Source organism: Microbulbifer maximicatervae (SeqCode), from assembly GCF_052467065.1.
Genome location: NZ_CP174299.1, coordinates 2,399,438 through 2,424,724, shown reverse-complemented (window position 1 = coordinate 2,424,724; position 25,287 = coordinate 2,399,438). Strand labels below are relative to the sequence as shown.

The 25,287-nt window shown below is 51.0% G+C and carries 21 protein-coding genes; 7 read left to right on the top strand and 14 right to left on the bottom strand.

Going from position 1 to position 25,287, the window contains the following annotated elements; genetic code table 11:
- The first annotated feature begins 61 nt into the window (after positions 1-61).
- The 3 genes from ACJJI1_RS10760 (at position 62) to ACJJI1_RS10750 (ending at position 3,816) form a co-directional block, all read left to right on the top strand.
- Entirely contained in the window at positions 62-1,645 is a 1,584-nt protein-coding gene (locus tag ACJJI1_RS10760; protein WP_444959300.1) for a sensor histidine kinase, read from the top strand.
- Positions 1,646-1,761: 116 nt separating this feature from the next.
- On the top strand, positions 1,762-3,162 hold the full coding sequence (locus ACJJI1_RS10755) for a sigma-54-dependent transcriptional regulator (protein ID WP_444959299.1): 1,401 nt from the start codon (positions 1,762-1,764) through the stop codon (positions 3,160-3,162).
- A gap of 93 nt (positions 3,163-3,255) precedes the next feature.
- The gene (locus ACJJI1_RS10750) at positions 3,256-3,816 is read left to right on the top strand and encodes a GspH/FimT family pseudopilin (RefSeq protein ID WP_444959298.1); all 561 of its coding nucleotides are present in this window, start codon (positions 3,256-3,258) and stop codon (positions 3,814-3,816) included.
- A 6-nt stretch (positions 3,817-3,822) separates the two neighbouring features.
- Here the strand turns inward: ACJJI1_RS10750 and ACJJI1_RS10745 are convergent, their stop codons facing one another.
- The 12 genes from ACJJI1_RS10745 to murJ all read right to left on the bottom strand — a co-directional run bounded on the left by ACJJI1_RS10745 (position 3,823) and on the right by murJ (position 18,202).
- Positions 3,823-4,278, bottom strand: coding sequence for a type IV pilin protein (locus tag ACJJI1_RS10745; protein WP_444959297.1), 456 nt, complete (start codon positions 4,276-4,278; stop codon positions 3,823-3,825).
- 66 nt (positions 4,279-4,344) lie between these two features.
- Positions 4,345-7,707 carry a pilus assembly protein gene (locus ACJJI1_RS10740; RefSeq protein WP_444959296.1) on the bottom strand — a complete coding sequence of 1,121 codons (3,363 nt, stop codon included), beginning with the start codon at positions 7,705-7,707 and terminating at the stop codon, positions 4,345-4,347.
- A gap of 13 nt (positions 7,708-7,720) precedes the next feature.
- A complete protein-coding gene (locus ACJJI1_RS10735; RefSeq protein WP_444959295.1) occupies positions 7,721-8,254 on the bottom strand; it encodes a pilus assembly PilX family protein in 534 nt (177 codons plus the stop codon).
- A complete protein-coding gene (locus ACJJI1_RS10730) occupies positions 8,254-9,261 on the bottom strand; it encodes a PilW family protein (RefSeq protein WP_444959294.1) in 1,008 nt (335 codons plus the stop codon). Before ACJJI1_RS10730 ends, ACJJI1_RS10735 begins: the two co-directional genes overlap by 1 nt.
- A 2-nt stretch (positions 9,262-9,263) precedes the next feature.
- Positions 9,264-9,854, bottom strand: a complete 591-nt coding sequence (gene pilV / locus ACJJI1_RS10725) for a type IV pilus modification protein PilV (protein ID WP_444959293.1) — start codon at positions 9,852-9,854, stop codon at positions 9,264-9,266.
- Positions 9,855-9,883: 29 nt separating this feature from the next.
- On the bottom strand, positions 9,884-10,399 hold the full coding sequence (locus ACJJI1_RS10720) for a GspH/FimT family pseudopilin (RefSeq protein ID WP_444959292.1): 516 nt from the start codon (positions 10,397-10,399) through the stop codon (positions 9,884-9,886).
- Between the two features lie 313 nt (positions 10,400-10,712).
- Entirely contained in the window at positions 10,713-11,645 is a 933-nt protein-coding gene (gene ispH, locus ACJJI1_RS10715; RefSeq protein WP_444959291.1) for a 4-hydroxy-3-methylbut-2-enyl diphosphate reductase, read from the bottom strand.
- Positions 11,646-11,688: 43 nt separating this feature from the next.
- On the bottom strand, positions 11,689-12,129 hold the full coding sequence (locus ACJJI1_RS10710) for an FKBP-type peptidyl-prolyl cis-trans isomerase (RefSeq protein WP_282934364.1): 441 nt from the start codon (positions 12,127-12,129) through the stop codon (positions 11,689-11,691).
- 6 nt (positions 12,130-12,135) lie between these two features.
- Positions 12,136-12,663 (bottom strand): signal peptidase II, encoded by a 528-nt coding sequence (gene lspA, locus ACJJI1_RS10705; protein WP_444895261.1) that lies wholly within the window; start codon positions 12,661-12,663, stop codon positions 12,136-12,138.
- Entirely contained in the window at positions 12,656-15,460 is a 2,805-nt protein-coding gene (ileS, locus tag ACJJI1_RS10700) for an isoleucine--tRNA ligase (RefSeq protein ID WP_444959290.1), read from the bottom strand. The genes lspA and ileS overlap by 8 nt, the downstream gene beginning before the upstream one ends.
- 51 nt (positions 15,461-15,511) lie before the next feature.
- Positions 15,512-16,492 (bottom strand): bifunctional riboflavin kinase/FAD synthetase, encoded by a 981-nt coding sequence (ribF, locus tag ACJJI1_RS10695; protein WP_413664303.1) that lies wholly within the window; start codon positions 16,490-16,492, stop codon positions 15,512-15,514.
- A 99-nt stretch (positions 16,493-16,591) separates the two neighbouring features.
- Positions 16,592-18,202, bottom strand: a complete 1,611-nt coding sequence (murJ, locus tag ACJJI1_RS10690; protein WP_108731696.1) for a murein biosynthesis integral membrane protein MurJ — start codon at positions 18,200-18,202, stop codon at positions 16,592-16,594.
- A 468-nt stretch (positions 18,203-18,670) separates the two neighbouring features.
- On the opposite strand from murJ, the gene ACJJI1_RS10685 reads away from it, so the two are divergent.
- From ACJJI1_RS10685 to rpsT, 4 genes are all read left to right on the top strand, one after another.
- The gene (locus ACJJI1_RS10685; protein ID WP_282934368.1) at positions 18,671-19,357 is read left to right on the top strand and encodes an OmpA family protein; all 687 of its coding nucleotides are present in this window, start codon (positions 18,671-18,673) and stop codon (positions 19,355-19,357) included.
- Between the two features lie 197 nt (positions 19,358-19,554).
- A complete protein-coding gene (gene pdsR / locus ACJJI1_RS10680) occupies positions 19,555-20,244 on the top strand; it encodes a proteobacterial dedicated sortase system response regulator (protein WP_108735148.1) in 690 nt (229 codons plus the stop codon).
- A gap of 35 nt (positions 20,245-20,279) precedes the next feature.
- Complete coding sequence (locus tag ACJJI1_RS10675; protein ID WP_444959289.1) at positions 20,280-22,304, top strand: ATP-binding protein; 2,025 nt, start codon at positions 20,280-20,282, stop codon at positions 22,302-22,304.
- 143 nt (positions 22,305-22,447) lie between these two features.
- On the top strand, positions 22,448-22,714 hold the full coding sequence (rpsT, locus tag ACJJI1_RS10670; protein ID WP_108731693.1) for a 30S ribosomal protein S20: 267 nt from the start codon (positions 22,448-22,450) through the stop codon (positions 22,712-22,714).
- Between the two features lie 67 nt (positions 22,715-22,781).
- On the opposite strand, the gene proB is transcribed toward rpsT, so the two are convergent.
- Positions 22,782-23,918 carry a glutamate 5-kinase gene (gene proB / locus ACJJI1_RS10665; protein ID WP_444926607.1) on the bottom strand — a complete coding sequence of 379 codons (1,137 nt, stop codon included), beginning with the start codon at positions 23,916-23,918 and terminating at the stop codon, positions 22,782-22,784.
- A gap of 70 nt (positions 23,919-23,988) precedes the next feature.
- On the bottom strand, positions 23,989-25,197 hold the full coding sequence (gene cgtA / locus ACJJI1_RS10660) for an Obg family GTPase CgtA (RefSeq protein WP_444959288.1): 1,209 nt from the start codon (positions 25,195-25,197) through the stop codon (positions 23,989-23,991).
- Positions 25,198-25,287 lie beyond the last annotated feature (90 nt).

The window sequence follows — 25,287 nt, the reverse complement described above, 5'->3', positions numbered from 1 at the left end:
GTAACCCCATCGGGGTAACAACAGCAGCGGCTCACCACTACAAGAATACCGGGCATCTACAGTGAGCAGTTCCCAGACATCCCCCTTACAACATCACGAACTCCTACGGATTAGCGCTATATATCGGGTTGCAATAGCCTTGGTTTTGCTGGGAGTATTTTTCTCAGATATTGGGGAGGGCTCACTTGGTGAGCACTTGCCAACACTATTTGTCTATACCACCGCATCCTATGCCCTGCTTAATATCACATGGCTATTCTTTCTCCGACAAAAGGCATATCAAACTAATAACAGCCAAATTGGAGTTGTTCTGGGGTGCGATATCCTGGTATTTCTGTTACTGATTGAAGCCAGTGGGGGGCTGAACTCTGGTCTGGGCTATTTACTTTTGATCAGTTGTTCAATCGGTGCCATTCTGCTGGATAGACGCCTGAGCGCATTTTTTGCAGCCATCGCTAGCCTGGGCGTAATTTCCCTCCAACTATTTCACCTTTTGTCAGGCTCCGGCTCCAGCAGAGATATTGTTTCTGCAGGTGGGCTTGGCTTACTAATGTTCGTAACCGTCAGCGCAATTCAATATTTATCTGAGCGTATCCATAAAGCCAATCTGCGCGCAGACCAGCAAAGCCGTCAGGCCGCACACCTTCAGAGGCTGGCACAACAAATCATTGAAAGGATGAATACAGGCGTGCTTGTTATGGGGCCATCCAATAAGCCTGAGTTGATCAATCGAGCCGCCACTCGCTTACTTGGAACACAGCTAGCTTCTGGCGAAACCCCCAACTCTGAGCTTCACCGTCAGATTCAGTCTTGGCGCCAGCAAGATGAAAACACAAGTATACTTTTTCAAGCCGGTAACAATGACGAGCTACAACTCAACTTTGCCCAATTACGCCATAAAAGTGGCAATAGCACACTGATTTTTGTCGAGGATAATCGAAAGCTCACTGAAGCAGCTCAGAAGCTCAAACTTGCATCTTTAGGACACTTAACCGCTTCTATTGCACATGAAGTGCGCAATCCACTCTCTGCAATCAACCATGCAGCGCAACTTTTATCTGAATCTGCCCTGCTCAAAGATGAGGATCGACATTTAATCGAAATTATTTGTCGGCAGAGTGGTCGTGTAAATCAAATCATTGAAAATGTAATGCAACTATCCAGAAGGCGTGCAAATTCACCAGAAGAACATGACCTGCGAAATTGGCTCAAACAGTTTCTTACCGACTTCAATACAGCCAACCCCCAAAACAACAGGATTGAACTTGATGTTCCAGACCGGCTTATTCCGGCCAACTTTGATTCCGCTCAATTATCACAGGTCATTACGAACCTAACGGACAACGCATTGCGGCACTCAGAAATGGAAACTGGACAGCGCTATGCTGCTGTTCATGCATACTATAATACTGAGAAAGGCCACTCTATATTGGATATTAAAGATAATGGTAGCGGCATTCCCTACGAGTTCAAAAACCAGGTATTTGAGCCGTTTTTCACCACCGATAAGGCCGGTAGCGGGCTAGGTTTATATATTGCTCGAGAACTGTGTGAAGCCAATAGGATCAGCTTGTATCATTGCCAAAGTGAGGACAATAAAAGCTGCTTCCGCCTTGAATTCGCTCACTCTATTGGTGTGACCTGATCTAGCTCAGGAAATTTTCCGTGTAACTAGATCATTATTCACCAGAAATTTCTGACATAATCGCATTTCATGCCTTTTGGTATAAAGTGAACAAAACAAGAAAAGAAAGAATAACGATGCGCCCACTGGCACTGGTTGTCGATGATGAACCGGATATTTGTAACTTACTTAGTCTCACCCTTCAAAGGATGGATGTTGATTGCCACACCGCTGCAACGCTTTCCGAGGCTAAAAATGCACTCAGCCAAAACACTTATAACTTTTGCCTAACTGATTTACGCCTACCTGATGGAGATGGGCTACAGCTAGTTGAATATATCCAAGGAAGTACAGAGATTGAACTCCCTATTGCGGTTATTACTGCTCACGGGAATATGGATACTGCAATTAAAGCGCTAAAGCTAGGCGCTTTCGATTTTGTGAGCAAACCAGTAGATCTTGAGCGCTTACGTAATTTAGCACAACTCGCCCTGCGGCTGGATAGCAACCAGGCTCCACAACAGGAAATCTCCAAAAAAGACCTCCTACTTGGCGAAGCAGATAATATCCGCAAGCTACGCCAACAGATCAGTAAGGTTGCTCGCAGTGACGCTCCTGTTTACATCAGTGGTGAGTCAGGAGCAGGCAAAGAACTTGCTGCCCGCTCTATTCACTTACAGAGCGCTAGAGCTGAGCAACCCTTTATCGCCATAAACTGTGGTGCAATACCTTCTGAACTAATGGAAAGTGAGTTCTTTGGCCACCAAAAGGGTAGCTTTACCGGTGCACACAAAGACAAAAAAGGCCTTCTACAAAGTGCCGAGGGCGGCACCCTTTTCTTGGATGAAGTAGCAGATCTCCCTCTGGAAATGCAGGTAAAGCTCCTTAGAGCGATTCAGGAAAAGTCTATACGGCCAGTTGGCTCCAATAAAGAAGTATCAATAGATACTCGTATTTTAAGTGCAACCCACAAAGATTTAAGTGAAGAAGTAAATAATGGACGTTTCCGAAATGACCTTTACTACCGTATAAATGTTATCGAAATTGCTGTCCCACCTCTTCGGGATAGAGTAGAGGATATACCGCTCCTAACCGATATAATCATGCAACGTATAGCCTCTACTGCCGGACTTACCCCACCTGCCTTATCACATGAAGCAATGATTGCCTTACAAAATTACTCCTTCCCGGGAAATGTCAGACAACTTGAAAATATACTTGAAAGAGCTTTCACCTTATCTGATCAAAATATAATTCGAGAAGAAGACCTCCTACTCGAATGCAATAATAGGCAAGAAAGCAATACAGATAAAAAACACAGCAATAATTCACCTCAAACTGAAAAAAAGGCTAACTCGGAAGACTTCAATCCACACAAGTACGATTCCCTGGATGAATTCCTACAAAGGATAGAAAAAGAGGTTATTGAGGAAACTTTAGCGAAAACCCGATGGAATCGAACTGCTGCAGCACAGAAGCTGGGTATTAGCTTCCGCTCTCTAAGATATAGATTAAAAAAACTAGGGCTTGAGAGTTAGATTATTAAGACCAAGGTACCGTAATTTCATGTGGTTGGAATATAGTAACTAGCTAGTATTCTAGTGCAAACTCAACCAGGAGGAGTTTGCACCGTGAAACGATCTGCAGGATTCACCCTTATAGAGTTAATAATTTATATTACGGTTATTGCTGTATTAACAGCTGTAGCTTTACCCTCTTTTAGCGACTTCCTTAAAAGGTATAAAAGTAAAGCTAAACAAAGAGAGCTCTTTGACGTACTTATATTTATGCGTAACAGGGCCCTTAGTGAAAAACGTAACTTTACTCTTTGCCCAAAAGGGATTTCTGATGAGTGCGCTGGCGATTGGGCAGATGGCGCTTTATTGTTCGCCGATGAAAATGGCAATGGCGAAGTCGACTCAGAAGATCAGGTTGTAAGATATATGGATCGAACTGAACAGGGAGCATCTCTAAGCTGGAATGCATTCAATAATAGAGGATTTCTAATTTATAAACCGACAGGCACCACTCCATCGCAAAGTGGCAACTTCTCCTTCTGCCCCGCAAATGGCGAGGCAGAGTATGGCTGGATTATAATTCTCAATGCGATAGGAAGACCTTACTATGCCAGAGACAAAGATCAAAATGGCATTGTGGAAAATGGGAGCGGCCAGGAATTAACTTGCCCCTAACTACTTTTAGTTACATTTGGAGCTCCAGCACAAGTCATCTGGGTCGTCAAAAGCTCCGTCATTCCCTCGATCCCATGCCCGTAATCCACTTGAGCGTAATTCAAGTTCCCCATTATCCACCTGAGAGTTTTTAGGTGTAGCTCGAATGGTATAGGACGAATCATCGGCAGCCTCAATAGTCAAGTCATAAGTCTTGTTACTACTATCCAATGGAGCTTCTGTAGGGAAGATCGCTGGAGAACCAGTATCGGCACCACCATCTGCCGCTCCGGTATATGAGCCGTTCTGAGTAAAGTGCTGCTCCATTGCCTGAGCCAGGCTCATTAAAGCACCCTGAGCATCCGCTCGATTAGAGGTAAGAATATGGTTCTGATAGGCAGGCCATGCAAACCCAGCAATAATGCCAATAATTCCTACAACTATCATTACCTCAATCAAGCTGAAACCACTGTGATTTTTCATCTTCATACACTTTCATTATCCAGACAAGCCCGACTGAGCCGGGCAAGTATTATCATCTAACAACAGTTAGTTTGGAGTAATTTCTTCCCAGGATAGACGACCAGCTCTATCTCCATCGCCAAAATCTACATCCCGCTCGTGAACCTCACCATCACTGGTGCCTGTATACTGTTTATTTCCCAGGAAGCCGGACTCATTTGGGCTGCTTTCTGAAAGCATCTCTCCCACATAGCCATAATCATCTTCATCAATCACACCGTCATTATTTGCATCAAAAACAGGATCTTTCGTGGCCAAACCAGTCCAAACGTCTACTGACATCAGCCAGCCATAACCACCAGCAGCACAGACTTGCCCGGTAGGAACCAATGTGTTGAAAAATAAGACATAGTTCTTTAATTCTGGCCGAGTAATTACGCGTTCGCCGCCATCCAATGCAGTGCCCTGTTGCAAAGGCATATACCAACCTGATTTATCATTCCAGGTAAATTCATCACCAGATACGGTCCTCAGAGCCGAAACACTCCCATCATCATGGGTGACAGTCTCAGTTGCCAATGTACGCTCTTCCAGATTGCTTTTAGTTAAGTTGTATACGTCATTATCAGATACAACATAAAATCCACCCGGGTTAGTATCACTCGTATCTGAGTCAACCAAGTATTGTCCCGTTCCGAAAGCAACTATTAAATTGGGAGATGCTCCAGAGGAATTATCCGTATTTCTTGCAACGAGAGGAGCACCAGTAATTGTCTCTCCTGGAACTGAAAAAAGTGGTGACGGGGACGTAGTTGAAGAAGCAACACCCCAGCTTCCTGTCGCTGAGACATCGAAAGCCCACATATTTCCCTTTAAATCACCGGCATAAATACGGTCTATAGTTCCATCCAGGTCAGAGTCCACGATAGCCGGTGTTGACATCCCGTTCTTATCGGAAGTATCAGCAGTACCCGTCGAAATATAGACATGGCTATTACCACTACTATCTTCCCCATCCAAATATACGATAAATAAACCCGCATCGCCGGTTGAGCTATTATATCCATTACCGAAAATTGCAGCCCACTCACCATTTGACATACGGCCAATCTGAGGACGGCTAAAGGTATAGCCTAAATTGCTATTATTTGAATCGGTAAACTCCCACAAAACAATATCTGCGGCATTCGCCTCAGTAAAATCAGAGGGGTCAGTAATATCGAGGGCATAATACCCTTTACCACCAGCACCTAAGCCACCCACAAGAACAGTCTTCCAGCCACTATCTATATAGACGTCGGAACTTGTGGGAGTACCATCCACATAAAATTTATGGGTATAGTACTGCGAACTCAAAGCATGTAGGCCCTCATCAGCGGTTGTGCTGAGCAAGGCCGCAGGTGAATAAGCTATCAGCTCTTTACCGGCATTTACTCCGCTAACATTGGCATTAAAGCCATGCAAGAAGCCATCATTCGCCCCGACATAAACGACTGGAGTACGGTTACTTTTATCGCTGACGAAAGTATCATAGGTAGAAGCTTCGCTAAAGCCGGCTTCAGACCAAGAACCGCTGGGTTCACCTACATAAACTGGAGTTGAGCTTACAATATCACCTAGACGGCCTTCACGTACTCGGAAATTACCACTCTCAGCTCCCTCGTTATCTCGGTCACCTCTCAGATAGTCAATACGATCTGAGGCACGGCTATCATTTACACCCGCACTAGATTGAATATCAAGATTCAAATCATCGGCATGATCTGTCCCGGTAATACCGAGCCCAGACTCAGAAAAAACCACCCCGGCACCATTGCTGTAGGAGAGCATAACCCTACCATCTGGGTCTCTCGAATCCAATTCAGAGCTCGCCTGCCAAGAAGATGAAGTGGCGATATTTCCATCTTCATCAAGAGTCCATACTTCCAACTCTCCCGACCATGCGCTACTGTCAAAACTCGCAGAAAACAGGGCAGAATTAGCTTCAAGTGAAGTGGTATTAAAAGAAACAGAACTTGAACTACCAACTATGGACTGAACATTATTAATAATGGTATTAAAGGTAAGCTGGAGTTCTGAAGCGTTGCCAGCATTATATACACCACCACCACCTAATTCCCCAGCATTTTTCATCAGGTTCGTATCTGACAAGCCATCTTCAGCAAAACCAATGATGTAACTGGTAATATTGTTAACGACCTCTTCACCATCAGTCTTTTTCAAATCCGGGCGTAAATCAATATCGTAAAGGGCTTTAACGACATCATCCATCTCATCACTTGTGCAGCCGCCACTATTTGAGGAGCAACCATAATCATAGTCGGATAAGTCATTGCTGATGCTGTTATCTTCTGTGGGCTCACCGTCAGTTAGAGCCACCATAAAGCTCTTTTGGCAATAATACTGGATAGCCCCGCCATCAATCGTATTGTCAGGTGCACTAATGTTATTCCAATCAAGTATCGTGGTTGTACTATTCCCAGAAGTTGCACCAGCAAATATATCCTCTCCGGGATTCTGTGTTTCTGCTCCAGTAGAATCTATATAGGTGAGATTATTTCCCTCATAGCCACTAATAAAATAACGCCCAACACCGGCAAAACTCTCTGCAAGAGGGGTATAACCATTTGCATCTATATCTTCAATAATATCGAGAATATCTGTTCGATTACTATCCGTTAGACTTTCCAACCCGAAAAGTAATCTAGCTCCTGAAGTACTGTTAAATTGCATCAACCCAATACGTACATCATCCAACCCATTTACTAACTCTTGGGCAGCGCTAATCATAATATCGGTTCGACGTATATCTACTTTGGAACGAGCGGCATTATCATCATCCTTAAATTCGTCCGCCTCATAGCCTCCACTTCCATTTTCTTTGGAGAAAAACCAATTCAGAAAATGCCCAGTAACGGTTTCTCTATAATATCCTGAGGAAGAACCTGTGGTGTAATAGCTACCCCCCCCACTACTGCTCGCAGCATAAAGCCAGGCAGTATAATCCTCATCTTCATCAAAGCAGTTGCTGCTACTATCCCAAGTAAACCAATCACTCTCTGCACGGTTTCTATCCACCAATTTGATCTGAACACTTCCATCGGATGTATTAACCCGATATTCAACATCATCATAATAACGTGTACAGGAACCCCAGCCACCATGACCACAGGAGTTCGACGTATATGTCATTGATATTGGAGAGCTACAGCTAGACCCCGCAGGATCTGAAGTATCATAGCCATCTGCCGGCAAAACCATTTCATTCATGGATCCAGAAGAGTCCAACACAAACATCAAGTTGGGCTCTGCCGAACCGCGGGAATAAAGTGGAACGTCAGACAACTCACCCGGTGCAGAAAAGGCCTCATTGCTAGCGCAAAAAAACAATACAACGGCAGCGATGGAATTTAATGGGAATCGGACTTTCCTTGACAGTGAAACATTCATTTTTTTTACTCTTTTATATTTCTTTACCATAGAGAGTGATAATGATTCTCTCTGTACCACCTATCCCAACGCCACGAGAAACAATTTTAAACACCTGAATAGTTACACCGTCACTTGCATTAGAGCCTGCACTTAAGTCTACATCCGTAACATTTGTGTCATCTTCAGTAAGCCCTGCAAGTTCGATAAACATACGGCCAGTTAGGACCTCACCATCAACCCCCTCCATAGATACCTCTTGCTCTACTGAGTTGGTATCAGTCCAAGTGTTCCCATCAAACAAGTCATCTGGACCATCACCTGCAGTACGCCGCCAACCTGTAGTTCCAAAATCATCTAAGTTTGTCAGTGTCTCAATATAATCTTCACCTCGACGCGCAACAGACTCTGCTACCTCGAGTGCTACCTTCGCATCACGGGAGGCAAAGGTCATGCGTTCACTCATCAGGATACTCCTCGCCCCAGAGATCCCAATCAAAGTTAATATCAGTAAGATAATCAGGCTAACCATTAGAACGGCGCCGCTTTGTGATTTGATAGTCCTCATTACATATCACCTCGATTACGTACTTTTACCGTAGCAACATACAACTTTCTAATTCTTCCATCTATATATTCAGTTTCACTACCATCGAGCCGGCTAATAGTTTGACTATCTACACTTGCATTGCTATCGCTAGCCACCAATAACTCTAATTTAATGGCAACGACTTCTGACATCTCAGTAAGAGTTGCACTAGCACCTTGCCACGTATCAACTATTCCACTTCCTGTGGTATCCCTACCATAAGAAACTTGCATGTCTTCTATTCCAGGAACCAGTTCTTGGACGGAGCCATTTTCATCACTAACAAATAGAGAATTGGTGCCAGCTGTATTCACGGCAACAAAATAGGTTTTTTGATATGGCTGAAAAATAGAGGCATCTGCTCCATATACTTCCTGAAGTGCATCACTCTGATTATTAACCCAACCACTAGTAGCACTCACATCATGCTTTAAAGTCCTATTACCCGCACCGACGGCCGCATCAATATTTGTAATGGTGAAAATATCGCCGTTAATACAAGTGGAGACCAAAACAACATCTCCAGCTTCTACAGGGCAATTTGAACTTACAACTAAATCACCACCACTCGGATCTAACATACGCCCAGATCCCCCGCATGCATCAATAACACCACCAAGAATTAATACATCACTTCCATCCAGCACGTTCGTTGTTCCAACTGTTATACCGCTGGCATTATCAACACCCTGAACTCCATCAGAACCAATAGAAGTTAAGAAAGCATCTGTCGTATCCAGCCTATTTTCAATGCTGTCTTGATCTGGTGCACATCCCCAATAATCTGCAAGCCGTATTTCCTTACTCAGTAAGTCAACTGCAAATCTACCGTTTTCCTGTACACGCGAGAATCCATCCTGCATGCGAAAAGTATCGCTATTACTCTGAAATATTTGTAACACACCAAGCAAAAGTAGGGAGCCCAATAAAATACCTATCATTAATTCAACTAATGAAAGGCCTCTTTGATTACTAAAAGCCCGCATTCTTAAAGCTCCACTATCATCGAAAAGGAGGCATTATCTAAGCCACCATCTAAATCCCCGTAATTTGCCCCCGTATGCTGTTCGCTCCAAGATATTGTTACCGTTACAACTCCAGCGTTGTGAGCAATAGTTCCTGTTGCGGCAGGCAAATTGGAAGATAGGATCAATTCCCACTCATAGAGGTCTAGATCTGCAAGCTCAGCAATTGAACATGCACTACTACAATCTGGCGTAGAACCGCTACCAGCTCCACCATCTGACCCATCTGACCCATCTGACCCATCTGACCCATCTGACCCATCTGACCCATCTGACCCATCTGACCCATCTGACCCATCTGACCCATCTGACCCGCCATCACTAGACGAACCGCCTACAGTGCCATCATACTCACCATCTATAGTCCCCGTAGGATTAGCGCGCATTCGTTCAATAATTTCCTGTGCTGCAAGTGCAGCCATATACCGATGATGAGCCCCGTTGCCATTTTTTAAACTCATCACTTGTGTTGCCGCCAGCCCCAAAAGACCAACCGCCAGGATTAAAACCGATACAAGCACTTCAATTAAAGTTGCCCCTTTTTGCTTGAGCATTCAAATTATCCCCTTTTCAATCACTTTTCCTAAGGACAAGGCATATTGGTATTCAATCTTAAAGCCCCAGAAGCGAGAACCTGTAACTGGCGACCATAATCTCCCGTTCGACTATCACATAAATCCAAAGTTAAAGTGGACCCAAGACTTATCTCCCCTTGCGCGCCATAGCTAAAATCTAAGTCCGCAACTCCGGCACCAGCAACATCAGCTGTAACTACAATATCCTGATGTTCAACAAGCAGCATTCTTAACTCCTCTCCGTCGTCATAAGAATCACTCCCGTCACTATCAACCCAGACAATAACTCCATTACCAACATCATCGTCAATTGCACCTACCTCTACGCTACCTCCTCTACGCACCGCTTCAGAACGTGCATATTGAAGGACACCGTTCAAGTCATTCGTCATTGTTGACAAACGATTGCTATCAAACAATGAATTAAATGAAGGTAGTCCAATTGCTATTACTATCCCCAGAATGGTGATAGTTGCCATTAACTCAATAAGGGTTGCCCCTATATAATTTTTTAAGCTGATCATAATTGCTACCTTAAAGAACCTAAAAGTACTGAGCTATGCTGCCTGGCATGGACGTAAAAATCTCACTTTTTCTAAAGCATACAATTTTTTAGTATAAATTTTGCACACAAAAAATCCTCACCGTAATACTTTACAAAAATTATGCAAGTAAAGTGGAGGCACAACACTTTGGTTCGTATTGTTAGCGTATATATACCAGTTTATGGAAAGTAGGTAAGCGATGGGGTCGAGGGTTTTGCCGCTTGCCGACAAACGGCCTGGAGGGAGCGATAAGTGGGCCTGTCAGCTAGCCGAAAGAAGATAGAGCTGCTGATTAACGCAGCTCTTTAGGCAGGGAGAAACGTATATTCTCGGCCCTTCCATCCATCTCTTCAGGAAGGCTTGCTCCAAGTTGTTGCAATCGGTCAATTACTCCTTGCACCAGAATTTCCGGTGCTGACGCTCCCGCTGTGATCCCTATGGCCGTCTTATCCTGGAGCCAATCCGCATCGATATCATCCGCACCATCGATCAATTTGGCAGCAGCACCACAGCGTTCAGCGAGTTCACGCAGGCGATTGGAATTAGAACTATTCGGACTACCAACAACAAGGACCAGGTCACTTTCCAGAGCCAGCTGCTTTACAGCATCCTGGCGATTCTGGGTCGCGTAACAGATATCATCTTTTCGAGGCCCACGGATTTCAGGGAAGCGCACTCTCAGAGCATCAATGACTCGAGCAGTATCATCCATGGATAATGTTGTCTGAGTGACATAGGCGAGATTACTCTCGTCTTTAACGGTTAACTTACTAACATCCTCTTCGTCTTCAACCAGGTAGATGGCACCACCAGCAGAGTTGTCATACTGCCCCATTGTGCCCTCCACTTCCGGGTGCCCGGCGTGGCCGATTAGTATGCACTCAGCACCGTCGGTGCTGAACTTACTCACTTCAATATGCACCTTGGTAACCAGCGGGCAAGTAGCATCGAACACACGCAGGCCGCGCTCTTCAGCTTCGCGCTGCACAGCTTTTGAAACACCGTGAGCACTGAAGATAACGATAACATCATCGGGCACTTCATCGAGTTCATCGACAAAGACCGCACCGCGCTCTTTCAGGCTCTCCACCACAAACTTATTATGCACCACTTCATGGCGGACATAGATCGGCGCACCAAATACATCCAGGGCGCGATTCACAATATCAATTGCCCGGTCAACACCGGCACAAAAGCCCCGGGGGTTAGCCATTCGGATTTGCATGTCTACTTCAGTACCCTACTTGCTACAAAGAGGGAACCCGACCCTATTGGATCGAATCCACCGCAATAATTTTCACATGGAAATTTAAGGTTTGACCGGCCAATGGATGATTAAAGTCGACGGTAACATCGTCCTCACCAATCTCACTGATTACTCCGGGGAGTTCGCCGCTGCCATTGTCAAAAGAGACTACCAATCCGCGCTCCAGCTCCATATCGGGAGAAAAGGTATCCCGGCGCACCTTTTGCAGGTTTTCCGGGTTGCGCTGACCAAATCCTATCTCCGGCGGTATCTCGATCTCAGCTTCATCCCCCGCTTTTAAACCAAAAAGCGCTTTTTCAAAGCCCGGCAGCAAACTGCCATCGCCAACACTGAAAGAGGCTGGGTCACCTTTGAAAGTTGAATCTACCTCAGTGCCATCGTCCAATTTCAGGCTAAAGTGCAGTGTCACCCGGCAGTGCTCACCGATAACGGCATTACTCATAGTTCGTTAAACTTCCACGTTATTTTTTGCTTTGCCACTTTCTTTTTCTGCAAAAAAAAGTAGCTCAATAACCAGCATTGCAGCGCCGATACTAATTCCCATATCCGCAACATTGAATACCGGGAAGTGCCAGTTGCCATAATAGACCGAAATAAAATCCCTTACGTAACCCAGCAGCACTCGATCCCAAAGGTTGCCCAAGGCCCCCCCCAGAATTAGCGCCAGGGCACAGGGTTCCCAGCGCTTTGTTGCCGGCAGGCGCCATAGCCAAACACTGACAACAACGCTAAATACAAAGGCAATAATTCCGAAAAACCACCGCTGCCATCCCCCAGCATCAGACAGGAAGCTAAAGGCAGCACCGTAGTTTTCCGCATAAGTAAATTGCAGCAAGCCGGGAATAATTTGCATTGAAGGGCCGTGCATAAACATATCCACGGCCCAGACTTTGCTGGCGATATCGAGGACAACCACCACCAGCGCCAGCCAGTACCAGCGCCATGGATGCCCCCAAACAGGGTTGGAACTAGGCATAGTGCCTCACTTCTCCTTCACCAGAAACGTTTTCCACGCAGCGCTCACAAATGTCCGGATACTCTACTGATACACCCACATCGGCACGGTAATGCCAACAGCGCGCGCACTTGGGGTGATCCACTTTGCTTACGCTGACTTTCAATCCTTCCAGCTCTGTGGACTCTGCACCGGCAGCATCGCTGAGCGGCTGCACAGAAGTGGAGGAGCAAATCAAAACAAAGCGCAACTCGTCTTCGAGCTCCAGAAGCTTTTCACGCAAGTCATCTTCGGCGAACAGAGTCACCGCTGCTTGCAGGGAGCCGCCAATAGCACCAGCTCCACGCTGCTCTTCAAGCACCTTGTTTACCGCAGTTTTTACTTCCGCGATGGCAGCCCAATAGTCCGCACCTTTAACCGAGTCTGCTGGCAGCTTCGGCAGCGAATACCATTCTTCAATAAAGATGCTGTCCGCTTTGGCACCGGGAATAAACTGCCACAGTTCTTCTGCGGTAAAGCTCAGGATAGGCGCAATCCAGCGAACAAATGCCTGAACAATATGGTAGAGGGCAGTTTGCGCAGAGCGGCGTGCAGTACTGTCCTCTTTGGTGGTGTACTGGCGATCTTTGATGATATCCAGGTAGAAGCCACCCATTTCCACGACACAGAAGTTATGTAACTTCTGATAGATCTGGTGAAACTGGTAGTTATCGTAAGCCGCGATAATTTCATCCTGTAGACGCGCAGCCTTATCCAGCGCCCAGCGATCCAGCGCCAGAAGCTCACTCTCCGGCAACAAATCTTTTTCCGGGTCAAACCCAGCCAGGTTGGACAGGAAGAAACGAGCCGTATTGCGCAAGCGACGGTAAGAGTCCGCTGTGCGTTTCAGGATCTCATCGGAAACCGCCATTTCACCACTGAAGTCTGTGGCGGAAACCCAAAGGCGCAATACATCTGCACCCAACTTGTTGATTACATCCAGTGGTGCAACGGTATTGCCGATGGACTTGGACATTTTCCGTCCCTGTGCATCTACCGTGAAACCATGGGTCAACACTTGCTTATAAGGAGCACAATCGTTGATAGCGATGGAGGTCTTCAGTGAAGACTGGAACCAGCCTCGGTGCTGATCAGAGCCCTCAAGGTACAGATCTGCCGGGAAACGCAGGCCGTTGCGGCGCTCCAGTACGGCGTAGTGAGTCACACCTGAATCGAACCAGACATCCAGGGTGTCGGTCACCTTTTGATATTGGTCTGCCTCATCTCCCAGGAGTTCCTGCGGGTCCAGGTCAAACCAAACATCCATACCCTCGGCGTCGACCTTTTCAGCCACTTTGTCCATCAAAGCGGGAGTGTCCGGGTGGATTTCATGGGTCTCTTTGTGAACAAACAAAGCGATGGGCACGCCCCAGGTGCGCTGGCGGGAAATACACCAATCCGGACTGCCATCGAGCATGGCATCGATACGAGCCTTGCCCCAACCGGGGATCCACTGAACTTCATCCGCTGCCTTCTGTGCATTCTCCAGAAGGTCATTCTGCTGCATGCTCACAAACCACTGCGGAGTCGCACGGTAAATAAGCGGCGTCTTGGTGCGCCAGCAGTGGGGGTAGCTGTGCTCCATCTTACCCTGGTGCAGAAGTACTCCGCGCTCCTGTAACAGGGCCACAATTTTGTCGTCCACCTTGTAGACGTGCTCACCGGCAAACAGCGGTACCATATCGCGGTATACGCCATTGTCATCGATATAGTTCAGGGTATCGATGCCGTAGCGCTTGCCCACTTGGAAGTCATCGGGACCATGGTCCGGCGCAGTGTGTACACAGCCTGTACCTGCATCAGTGGTGACATGGTCGCCGAGGATCATCGGCAATTGCTTCTCGTAGAAAGGATGGTTTAGCTTCAGGTGCTCCAAGGCGGCACCGCGAATACGGCCTACCACTTCACCTTCGAGCCCCGCCTTCTCCAATACGGCATCCTTGAGTGCTTCGGCAACGAGCAATCGGCGCTCAGCCGTTTGCACCACAACATATTCCAGCTCAGCATTGACAGAAACCGCTTGGCTGGAAGGAAGCGTCCAGGGGGTTGTGGTCCAGATAACAACGGATAGGGGGCCTTCACCCGCGTGTCCACCTGCCGCATCGGCGATAGCCAGGGATGTCTCTTCCGTCGCCGGATAGCAAACGTAAATGGAGTAGGAGGTTTTATCCTGATACTCCACTTCCGCTTCCGCCAGAGCTGATCCGCCCACAACGCTCCAGTACACGGGCTTGAAACCCCGTGCCAAATGGCCATTTTTGACCACTCGCCCAAGCGCTCGGATGATATCGCCTTCAAATTGGAAATCCATGGTGCGGTAGGGATTGTCCCATTCACCGAACACCCCCAGGCGAATAAAGTCTTTCTTCTGTCCCTCCACCTGCTTGGCTGCGTACTCGCGGCACTTCTGGCGGAAAGTTTTGTGATCCACCTTTGCGCCAGCCTTGCCAATCTTTTTCTCGACGCGGTGCTCAATCGGCAGGCCGTGGCAGTCCCAGCCAGGCACATAGGGAGCGTCAAAACCGCTCAGGGTTTTCGACTTGATAATTATATCTTTGAGAATCTTGTTGACCGAATGACCTATGTGAATATCCCCGTTGGCGTAGGGAGGGCCGTCGTGCAGGATAAACTGCTCGCGCCCCGCCCGCGCTTCGCGGATTTTTTCGTAGAGCTTGGTTTCCTGCCACTTCTTTAAAATAGCCGGCTCGCGCTGGGGCAGATTGCCGCGCATAGGAAAGTCGGTCTCAGGCAGGTTTAAGGTCACTTTATAATCAGTCATTGGATGTCTACTTCAGCTCTAGTAGAGAATAATTCATCGTCTATACGCCGGTTAGTGTCCCTTGGGGTTTTGCACAAACCAGTCTTTAGCATCGTCAATATCCTGAGCGATGCGGGCTTTGAGGATTTCCAGGGAGGCAAACTTCTCTTCATTGCGAAGTTTGTGGCAAAACTCTACCGCTAGTTCTTTCCCGTAGAGGTTGCCATCAAAATCAAACAAGTTGACTTCCAGCAGTGGCCGGGCGCCCTCTCCCTCAACTGTCGGGCGAAACCCCACATTGGCCACACCGTCAATTTCCGGCCGCCCAGCTGCGAGTTCGCTTCCATTCGCGGCTTTGGTGCGAACGGTGTAAACGCCAACCAGCGGGGAGCGGTAGCGGTGCAAACGCACATTGGCTGTGGGAGCACCCAGTTGCCGGCCCAAGGCGCGGCCGGGGGCAACCCGTCCGGTAATACTGTAAGGGCGCCCGAGTAAGGCCTCGGCCAACTCAAATTCGCCCCGCTGCAAGGCTTCGCGGATGCGGGTGCTGCTCACCCGGGCTCCGCGAACCTCAAGCGTAGCCGTGTCTTCCACCGTGAATCCATTTTCGGCTCCGGCGCCCTGGAGAAGTCGATAATCGCCACTGCGATCACAGCCGAAGCGGAAATCGTCTCCCACCACCAAATGGCGGATTCCAAGGCCGTCCACAAGAATACGGCGCACAAAAGCATCGGCACTCAGGTTGCGCAGTTTCTCGTTAAACTGCAGGCACAGCACCCGGTCAGCACCAGCATCAAATAGCGCCAATACCTTCTCTTTAAAGCGCATCAGACGCGCGGGCGCCCTTTCCCCAGAGAAGAACTCATGTGGCTGGGGCTCAAAGATAATCGCCACCGAGGGCAGATCATGTTCCTGCGCGCGTTGCTTGAGCTGCGCAATAATCGCCTGGTGACCGAGGTGTACACCGTCGAACGAGCCGATTGTCGCCACGCTTCCCCGGTGGCGGGGGCGCAGGTTGTGCAACCCGCGAATTAGTTCGCGCTCCTGGGCCAAAGCGATTTTCCCATCCTCATAAAATCGAGCCGCACAGTATAGCGGATTCCCACTGGGCGGCCAGAGGCCATATTTATCCAGATATGCCCACTTAAAAAACTAACTTGTGGCGCGGAAGTGGCGGGGGCGCAATCCTGAAACCAGTAAAACGGACAGATAGGTCGCTCCCCCCGCAGCTACGATCAGCCCCATACGCCAAGCGCGGTCATACCAGGCCCATTCACTCCACTGTGACCACAGGTGCAGGGCCCCGAGCAAAATCGCAACCATCGCCAAATTCGCCAGAAGCAACCTTACCAGGTAAGTGCCCCACCCAGCCTCAGGTTTATAGACATCATCTCGACGCAGGCCTTTATAGAGGAGCCAGGCGTTAATAGCGGCCTGACAAGCCGTAGCCAGTGCCAGGCCCATATGGCCGAGCTTGAAGTAGTAGTTAAGCGGTATCACAAACAGCAGGCTCAACACCATTTTGGCCGAGATAGCGATTAAGCCAAAGCGCACTGGGGTGTAGGTATCCTGGCGGGCAAAATAGCCCGGCGCCAGCACTTTAATCAGCATAAACGCCAACAACCCCATGGCATAAGCGCGCAGGGACCAGGCGGCCATTTGCATATCGCGCGGCTGCATCTGCCCATACTGAAAAAGGGTTGTCAGGAGCGGCTCAGCCAGTACCACCAAGGCTACAGAAGCGGGCAGGGAAATTAGCGTGACACTGCGCAAAGCCCAGTCGAGGGTATGACGAAACCGGCGGGGGTCTCCGTCAGTGTGCTGACGCGACAAGCTCGGCAGAATCACCGTGGCCACTGCAACCCCAAACACCCCCAGGGGCAGCTCGGTGAGGCGGTCGGAAAAATAGAGCCAGGAAACACTGCCGCTGGGCAGGAATGAAGCCAGCAGAGTGTCCATCACCAGGCTGATCTGGGTCACTGACACACCAAAAATCGCCGGCGCCATCAGACGTAAAATTTTACGCACTCCTTTGTGCTGCCAATCCCACTTAGGGCTAGGCAGCAAACCTTCACGGGCGAGAAAAGGCAGTTGAAACAGCAGCTGCACCACCCCCGCAACAAAAACGCCCCAGGCCAGCGCCATAATTTGCGGATCAAACCAGCTGGTAGCAACAGTCGCCGCAGCAATCAAAACCAGATTGAGCATCACCGGGGTTAGCGCCGGAATCGCAAAACGATCGAAAGTATTGAGTATTGCCCCGGTAAATCCCGCCAGGGAAATCAGCATTAAATAGGGAAAGGTGATCTGCAACATATCGGTAGCGAGATCGAACTTCTCCCGCTCACTGCCGTCCCACCACCAACCAAAAGCAAAAATACCCGTAACTAGTGGAGCGCAGAGAACACCAAACAGAGTAACCAACAAAAGTACGCCGCCAAGAGCGCCAGCAACCCGGTCATTTAACTCTCGCGCAGCCGCCTTACCGCCCTTTTGGCGGTATTCGGCCAGTACCGGCACAAAGGCCTGGGCAAATGCACCTTCGGCAAATAGACGGCGAAAAAAGTTGGGAATCTTGAATGCGACAAAAAAAGCATCGGCAGCATCACCCGCACCGGCAAAGCGGGCCAGCGCCACGTCGCGAACCAGCCCGGCCACTCGCGACAGCATAGTGGCAGCGCCGACAACGGAGCTGCCCCGCAGCAATCTGGAAGCACCAGATTTTTCGACTGCCTGTTCCTGAGCTGGGGATGACTGCGACAAAACTCGGACTCCTGGCGAAAGTTGAAACTTGTTGGCCGGCAAGTCTACCCCAAAACCTGGGGATATATGGGCTCCTCTATGGAGCTGAGGCCCTGCGACTGCGGGACCGCGAGCCTATACTAAGAGCGAGCTAGTCGCGCCACCCATGGAGCTGGTGGTGCGGGGAGAGAAGGGATAACCATTAGTGCTTTGATTATTGCCCTGGTTCTGGCAATTGTGCGGTACATAGCAGCTGTTGATGGCCCCAGCCCCGTCTGTCCATCTACCCCCTGCTATAACTGCGGTCGCCCAGCCCCTTCCAGCTTCTGAGCTGGGTTTCGGAGCGATCGCCATATTTCGCCACAATTGAGCCGCAGTTGGTCATAGCTGCGCCACGCCAGTGCCTCCTTGGAGCTTTTTAATAACACTCAAACGGGCCACAACAGAACAGGCCCACACGAGTAAGAAAAGCCGCTAAGGAGCAGAACAATGAAAAAAGTAGTGATGGCCGTCGCCCTGGGTTCTCTGATTGCCACCGGAGCCCACGCTAAGGAACAAAACGAATCCAATTTGACTCCGGCCAAGCAGGCCTCAGTCTTTACCGGCTCTGCAATTGCCGGTGCAGCATTGGGTGGGCCCGTTGGCTTTATCGCCGGAGCACTCGGCGGAGCCTGGCTCGGAGAGCAGATCAAGCAAGCAGACGAGGCAGATATGCTGGCAACACAACTGACAGAGAGCCGTGCAGAGCTCAGCAACCTGGCACAGCAATTGGATGCGGCTCAACTGTCCGCGAACGACGCCAGCCAACTGGCCCTGGATTCACTGCAATTCCAAATGCTGTTTACCACTGGGGAGGACGAGCTTCAGGAGGGCCAAATGCACCAGCTGAGTGCCATGGCTGACTTTCTCAAGCGACACCCCCACCTGCAAATTCACCTGGAGGGACACGCAGATCCTCGCGGCAGCGACGGCTACAACAATGTACTGTCCGATCAACGCGCCCTGAGTGTGGAAGAGGCTTTGGTATCGCTGGGAGTTGATGCCTCAAGAATCAGCCGCAGCGCACTCGGCTCCACCTACTCCCAGGCAACCCGAGGTGATGTAGACGCCTACGCCATGGAGCGCCGCGTCGACATCCGCTTCTCCCTGCCGGAGTCCATGGCGGGAAACTTCTGAGTCAAAGGGGCACGGCGGACAACAAATCCGCATATCCCTTCGCCTTCAAACCGCATTACACAAGCGTGAGTGGATCGCAACTCCAAGCTGATAGAAACCCTGTTGTATTTGCGGGCGCCTTGCGCCCGCCTTTTTGCCTAACCCCTGCAACTTCGTGCATGATTCTCCGCCAGAAAGGAATTAAGTCGGGATTTGTCATGAGTGCAACCATCGCCATTGTCGAAGATGAACGCGCTATCGCAGAAAACTACCGCGATGCTCTGCGCCGCCACGGTTACCGGGTCGATTTATACAGCGCCAGGATTGAGGCCATGGATGCTTTTCGCCAGCGGCTGCCGGACCTGGCCGTGATCGATGTTGGCCTGGGCAGCGAGGTGGAGGGCGGTTTTGAGCTCTGCCGGGAATTGCGCGCTATGGCGCCGAGCCTGCCAATATTATTTCTCACCGCCAGGGACTCAGAGCTGGATATTATTTCCGGACTGCGCCTGGGGGCTGATGATTACCTCACCAAGGATATCTCCCTACCCCATATGCAGGCGCGAATTAACGCCCTACTGCGCCGCGTTAGCGTGCTGCGAGATCAAAACGATGAAGGCGAGAGCTTAACCCAGGGAAAGCTATGGCTGGATATTTCCAGGCTCCATTGCCACTGGGATGAGCAACCCGTGGACCTGACCGTGACCGAATTCTGGATTGTCCACGCCCTGGCCAAAAGGCCCGGTCACGTTAAATCCCGCAGCCAACTTATGGAAGCGGCCCGCGTAGTGCTGGATGACAACACCATCACCTCTCACGTCAAAAGAATCAGGCGCAAGTTCCAAGCGCTGGACACCGAGTTTAATGCCATAGGAACCGCCTACGGCATGGGGTATCGCTGGCAGCTGTAAACCGCCATCGGGCGAACAATTTCAAAAATTTAAGTATGAACCTACGCCGCCAACTCTTGCTCGTCAGCCTTGTCGCACTCACCCTGCCCTGGGCCGGCTGCCAGTACCTCCGCCAGGTGGACGCCGCCTTAGCACAAGGCCAGATCCAGGCAATCGAGGCAACTGCGGCGGCAATTGCCGCGCGCTTGGCCAGTGCCCCCCAACTTATCGCTCCAGATCCTCAGCGCCTTTCACGCCCACCAGGGGCTCAGCTCTACCTGAATCCCCTATCTCAAGCTCCGAGAGTCGACGGCTATGGCGATGAGTGGCGAGCGCAGCAACTGGAGCCCAGAGCCCTTGAGGACGGGCAGCTATCCCCTATGGCCCAGGTGACGCTGGGGCAACTGGATAAGCAAATCTACCTGCTTCTCACTGTTTCGGACTCAACCCCCGCCTACCGGGACCCCCGCACAGGCCTGATCGCTGGAGGCGACACCGTAGAACTATTTACCGCTGAACAGCACTACATCCTGCCCGTCGCCAGCCAGGGGGCCGCCAGCGCCTTGTGGCACAACCCTAGAGAGGGCCGCTACGAGCGCGAGCTGCGTTTCAGGGGCCGATGGACTACTTCTGGTGCCGGTTACCAATTGGAGCTGGCTCTGCCACAAACCCTAACCGGTGGAGCCCTCGCTATCCGCATTCACGACAGGGCAAACAGCAATGGCTCCTCACCGACTCGCAGCGCCAGCACACTTCCAACAGATGGCCACCCAGGACGCCTGGTGAGCCCTCTGCCAGACCTTCAGAAAGAGCTCGACCACTTTGCGCGCCCTGGACTGCGCCTCGCAGTAGTGGACAGCGAGGGGTTTCTTCTTGCCAGCAACGGACAACTACAGCTGGCAGATTCCGAGAGCAATTCGTGGCTGAGAGACTGGGCTTATCGCCAATTGCTTTCCAGAGAGGATTTGCCACAGCTGCCGGAAAATAGCTTGCCTCTTCCAACGCCTGACAGCCGTGGCACCCGGGAGCAATGGTATTCAGGACCGCTGCAATCCCGAATTGGTGCGGTGAGTGTGCCCGTTATCACCCGGGTCGACGAAGTGGTTGAGCGGCCACTTCTGGGGCAAGTCCTCGTCCTGCAATCTGGCGAAGCGATGCAATCAGTCACCGAGGGAGCAGCCCACCGGTTGTGGTTGATCAGCTGCGCCGCGGCCGCAACTGCCCTGCTCTTCCTTTTGGGCTACGCCAGCTGGCTTTCCTGGCGCGTGCGCAAGCTACACCAGGCCGCCCGCAACGCAGTAGATTCCAGCGGCAAACTGCGCGGCAACTTTCCCCATTCAAAGGCTGGCGATGAACTGGGAGACCTAAACCGGGCCTTCGCCAGCCTGCTCGCAGAACTGGACCAATATCACCAGTACCTGCGCACTCTCGCCAGCAAGTTGTCACACGAGCTACGCACACCGCTGGCAGTGGTTCGCTCATCCCTGGATAACCTCGCCGCCGGAGAACTCGACGACCACAGCCGCCGCTATGCAGGGCGGGCTATGGATGGCAGTGCAAGGCTGTCGGGGATTCTCAACAGTCTCTCCGCAGCCAGCAATCTTGAAACCAGCATCCACCAAGCGGAGCGGGAGCCTTTCGACCTGGCAGACCTGCTTGAAGTCATGACACAGTGCTATGGCGATGCTCACAGCGAACACCGATTTACTCTAAACAAACCCACTGGGGAGCTAGCCTGCCACGGCGCACCGGAGTTATTGGCTCAACTGCTGGACAAGCTGGTGGATAACGCATGTAGCTTCGCTCCCGAAGGCAGTGAAATTTGCCTGTCAGTGGCAACAAACAGAGATACCTACTTGATCACAGTGGGCAATGACGGCCCACTGCTCCCTGAAGGTTACGCTCACAAACTGTTCGACTCTCTCGTTTCTGTGCGCAACCAGGGCGATAATGCCGGCCACCTGGGGCTGGGACTGCATATCGCCAAACTGATCGCAGACTTCCACGGTGGCTCCTTAAAAGCCCGAAACCGCAGCGACGGCAGCGGTGTAGAGTTCAGCCTGGAGTTGCCGACCGGGTAACCGCCGTTGCGGATTGACAACATATCTGCACCGAGACGCCCGCTATGGTTGACAAACAACCAACTGTGGGGATAATGTCGCGTCCCGATCGGGCCCCAGGGCCTGTTAGTTACAGATTTATAGATTCCAGACAGGAGCAACCGGTGGCCAACTCACCTCAAGCGAAGAAACGCGCGCGCCAGAACGACAAGCGCCGCATGCACAACGCCAGTCTGCGCTCCATGGTGCGCACCTACATCAAGAAGGTAGTTGCGGCCATCGATGCCGGCGATGCGGAAAAAGCAAAAACTGCGTACGCAGAAGCAGTTCCCGTTATTGACCGTATGGCAGACAAAGGCATTATTCACAAGAATAAAGCCGCTCGTCATAAGAGCCGTCTGAACGCTCAGATCAAAGCTCTGGCCGCCTAATCCCTTAGACAGCAGACACAAAAAAGCCCCGCATTGCGGGGCTTTTTTGTATTCGAAACTTGCCAAGTCAGAGCAGGATCAGGTTATCGCGGTGAATCAATTCATCGTCATCCCGATACCCTAAAAGGTCGGCAAACTTCTCCGATGACTGCCCCAGAATCCGACCGCTCTCACTACTGTCATAATTGACCAGGCCCCGCGCTATCTCGCGACCTTCAGCATTCCTGCAAGACACCAGATCTCCGCGCCTGAAATGCCCTTCAACAGCGGTAACCCCCACCGGCAACAAACTGCTACCACTCCCAGTCATAGCTGCCTCGGCACCGGCATCCACTAACAGGGTTCCGCGCACCTGTAACTGTCCAGCGAGCCAGCGCTTACGCGCCGCCAGGGGATCTGCCTCTGGCAGCAACAGGGTACCCAGCTGCTCGCCGGCACAGACTTTATCTATCACCGCCTCCAAGGCCCCGCCAGCGATCACTGTGCGAGCTCCTGAGCGCGCTGCCAACTGCGCTGCGCGCACCTTGGTGGTCATACCACCACGACCCAGACCGCTGCGGGAATCCCCCGCCATCTCCAGCAGCCTGGGATCAAGCGCAGATGCCTCACTAATTAATTCTGCTTCGGGGTTATCGCGGGGATCTTCAGTAAACAGCCCATCCGCATCGGTCAAAATCAGCAGCGCATCTGCCTCAACCAGATTTGCAACCAGGGCTGCCAGGGTATCGTTATCGCCGAAACGTATTTCGTCAGTCACTACCGTGTCATTTTCATTCACGATAGGCACAGCCCCCAGTGACAGGAGCGTGCGCAAGGTGCTGCGAGCATTCAGGTAGCGAGTGCGATTGGAAAGGTCATCGTGATCCAACAGGATCTGAGCGCTGCGAATATCAAAACGGCTAAAAGCCTGCTCATAGACCTGCACAAGGTGGCTCTGCCCCACAGCAGCGGCCGCCTGTAACTGGTGGATAGACTCGGGCCGGCGACACCAGCCCAACCGGTCCATTCCGGCCGCAACAGCACCGGATGAAACCAGAACAACTTCGATCCCTCGACGGCGCAAATCAGCCATCTGCGCAACCCAAGCAGAAATGGCAGCGGTATTCACACCTCGACCATTATCTGTCAGAAGGGCGCTACCAATTTTTACCACCCACCGCTGGGCCTTGGTCAACGCCTGCCGGGACACTGTTGCGGAGTCCATGCTTCCCCCTCAGGACAAGATAACTATTGAGCGAGCCAGACGAACTCAGCAACTGCTCGCTCCACACAATTTAAGAGCGATACTCAACATCCACATCGTGGTCGTCGTCATCATCCCAATCCTCGTCGTCATCCACCTGCCCCTTGGCAGCTTTGCGCTTGGCGCGATGACTCTGTCTCAACTCTTCGATTCGCTCGCGAGCTTCGCGCTGCATTTGGCGCTGCGCTTCCAGCTCCGCCACAGCCAAGTCGGGATCTCGCTCCTCAATTTCCTGGCGCTCTTCCAGGTAGTCCATCAAGCGTCCACCGAGGGCATCGGTACCCTCTTTGCGAATAGCTGCCACACGGAACACAGGCCCTTCCCAGCCCAGAGCATCCACTACCGCCTGGCAGCGCTCTTCCAGCTCCGCAGCGGGAACCAAGTCCGTCTTGCTCAATACCAACCAGCGCTCACGCCCGGCCAGGGTAGGGCTAAAGGTGGACAGCTCGTGCTCAATGGCTCGGGCATTCTCCACCGGATCAGAGCCATCAAAGGGAGCCAGGTCAACCAGGTGCAACAAAACACGACAGCGAGTTAAGTGCTTGAGGAAGCGAATCCCCAGGCCCGCCCCTTCGGCTGCACCTTCAATCAGGCCGGGAATATCTGCAATCACAAAGCTGCGATGCTTCTGAACCTGCACCACCCCCAAATTTGGCACCAAGGTGGTAAAGGGGTAGTTGGCCACTTTCGGCTTGGCCGCAGAGACGGCGCGAATAAACGTGGACTTACCCGCATTGGGCAGTCCCAACATGCCTACATCTGCCAGAACTTTTAGCTCGAGCTTGAGACTACGCATCTCTCCCTCAGTGCCGTGTGTGGTCTGACGCGGCGCACGGTTAGTACTGGACTTGAAGCGGGTATTACCCAGGCCATGGAAGCCCCCCTGGGCCACCAGCTGACGCTCACCGGCTTCGGTCATATCGCCGATAGTCTCGCCGGTATCCGCATCAATGATCGTGGTGCCCACCGGCACCTTAAGGACCAGGTCCTCACCCTTGGCGCCAGTACAGTTGCGCCCTCGACCCGGCTGACCACTCTCAGCGGCGTAGCGGGGCTGGTAGCGATAATCCACCAGGGTGTTCAGGGAATCATCAGCTTCCAGGTACACGGAGCCGCCATCACCGCCGTCACCGCCATCCGGGCCACCCTTCTCAACAAATTTTTCCCGGCGAAAGCTCAGGCAGCCATTGCCGCCCTTACCTGCCTGCACAGAGATGGGCGCCTCATCGACAAACTTCATAATCACTCCACCGCCACAGCGGTTGTCTCATCCGGTGCGCAGATGCGCGCACTATCATCATACCAGCCGACAAGCCGCCTCCTGTGGGCA

Coding starts and splice junctions, on each gene's coding strand:
- ACJJI1_RS10755 (WP_444959299.1), top strand. CDS start 1,762: ATGCGCCCACTGGCACTGGTTGTCGATGATGAACCGGATATTTGTAAC.
- ACJJI1_RS10745 (WP_444959297.1), bottom strand. CDS start 4,278: ATGAAAAATCACAGTGGTTTCAGCTTGATTGAGGTAATGATAGTTGTA.
- ACJJI1_RS10740 (WP_444959296.1), bottom strand. CDS start 7,707: ATGAATGTTTCACTGTCAAGGAAAGTCCGATTCCCATTAAATTCCATC.
- ACJJI1_RS10735 (WP_444959295.1), bottom strand. CDS start 8,254: ATGAGGACTATCAAATCACAAAGCGGCGCCGTTCTAATGGTTAGCCTG.
- ACJJI1_RS10730 (WP_444959294.1), bottom strand. CDS start 9,261: ATGCGGGCTTTTAGTAATCAAAGAGGCCTTTCATTAGTTGAATTAATG.
- pilV (WP_444959293.1), bottom strand. CDS start 9,854: ATGCTCAAGCAAAAAGGGGCAACTTTAATTGAAGTGCTTGTATCGGTT.
- ACJJI1_RS10720 (WP_444959292.1), bottom strand. CDS start 10,399: ATGATCAGCTTAAAAAATTATATAGGGGCAACCCTTATTGAGTTAATG.
- ispH (WP_444959291.1), bottom strand. CDS start 11,645: ATGCAAATCCGAATGGCTAACCCCCGGGGCTTTTGTGCCGGTGTTGAC.
- ACJJI1_RS10710 (WP_282934364.1), bottom strand. CDS start 12,129: ATGAGTAATGCCGTTATCGGTGAGCACTGCCGGGTGACACTGCACTTT.
- lspA (WP_444895261.1), bottom strand. CDS start 12,663: ATGCCTAGTTCCAACCCTGTTTGGGGGCATCCATGGCGCTGGTACTGG.
- ileS (WP_444959290.1), bottom strand. CDS start 15,460: ATGACTGATTATAAAGTGACCTTAAACCTGCCTGAGACCGACTTTCCT.
- ACJJI1_RS10685 (WP_282934368.1), top strand. CDS start 18,671: ATGAAAAAAGTAGTGATGGCCGTCGCCCTGGGTTCTCTGATTGCCACC.
- pdsR (WP_108735148.1), top strand. CDS start 19,555: ATGAGTGCAACCATCGCCATTGTCGAAGATGAACGCGCTATCGCAGAA.
- ACJJI1_RS10675 (WP_444959289.1), top strand. CDS start 20,280: ATGAACCTACGCCGCCAACTCTTGCTCGTCAGCCTTGTCGCACTCACC.
- proB (WP_444926607.1), bottom strand. CDS start 23,918: ATGGACTCCGCAACAGTGTCCCGGCAGGCGTTGACCAAGGCCCAGCGG.
- cgtA (WP_444959288.1), bottom strand. CDS start 25,197: ATGAAGTTTGTCGATGAGGCGCCCATCTCTGTGCAGGCAGGTAAGGGC.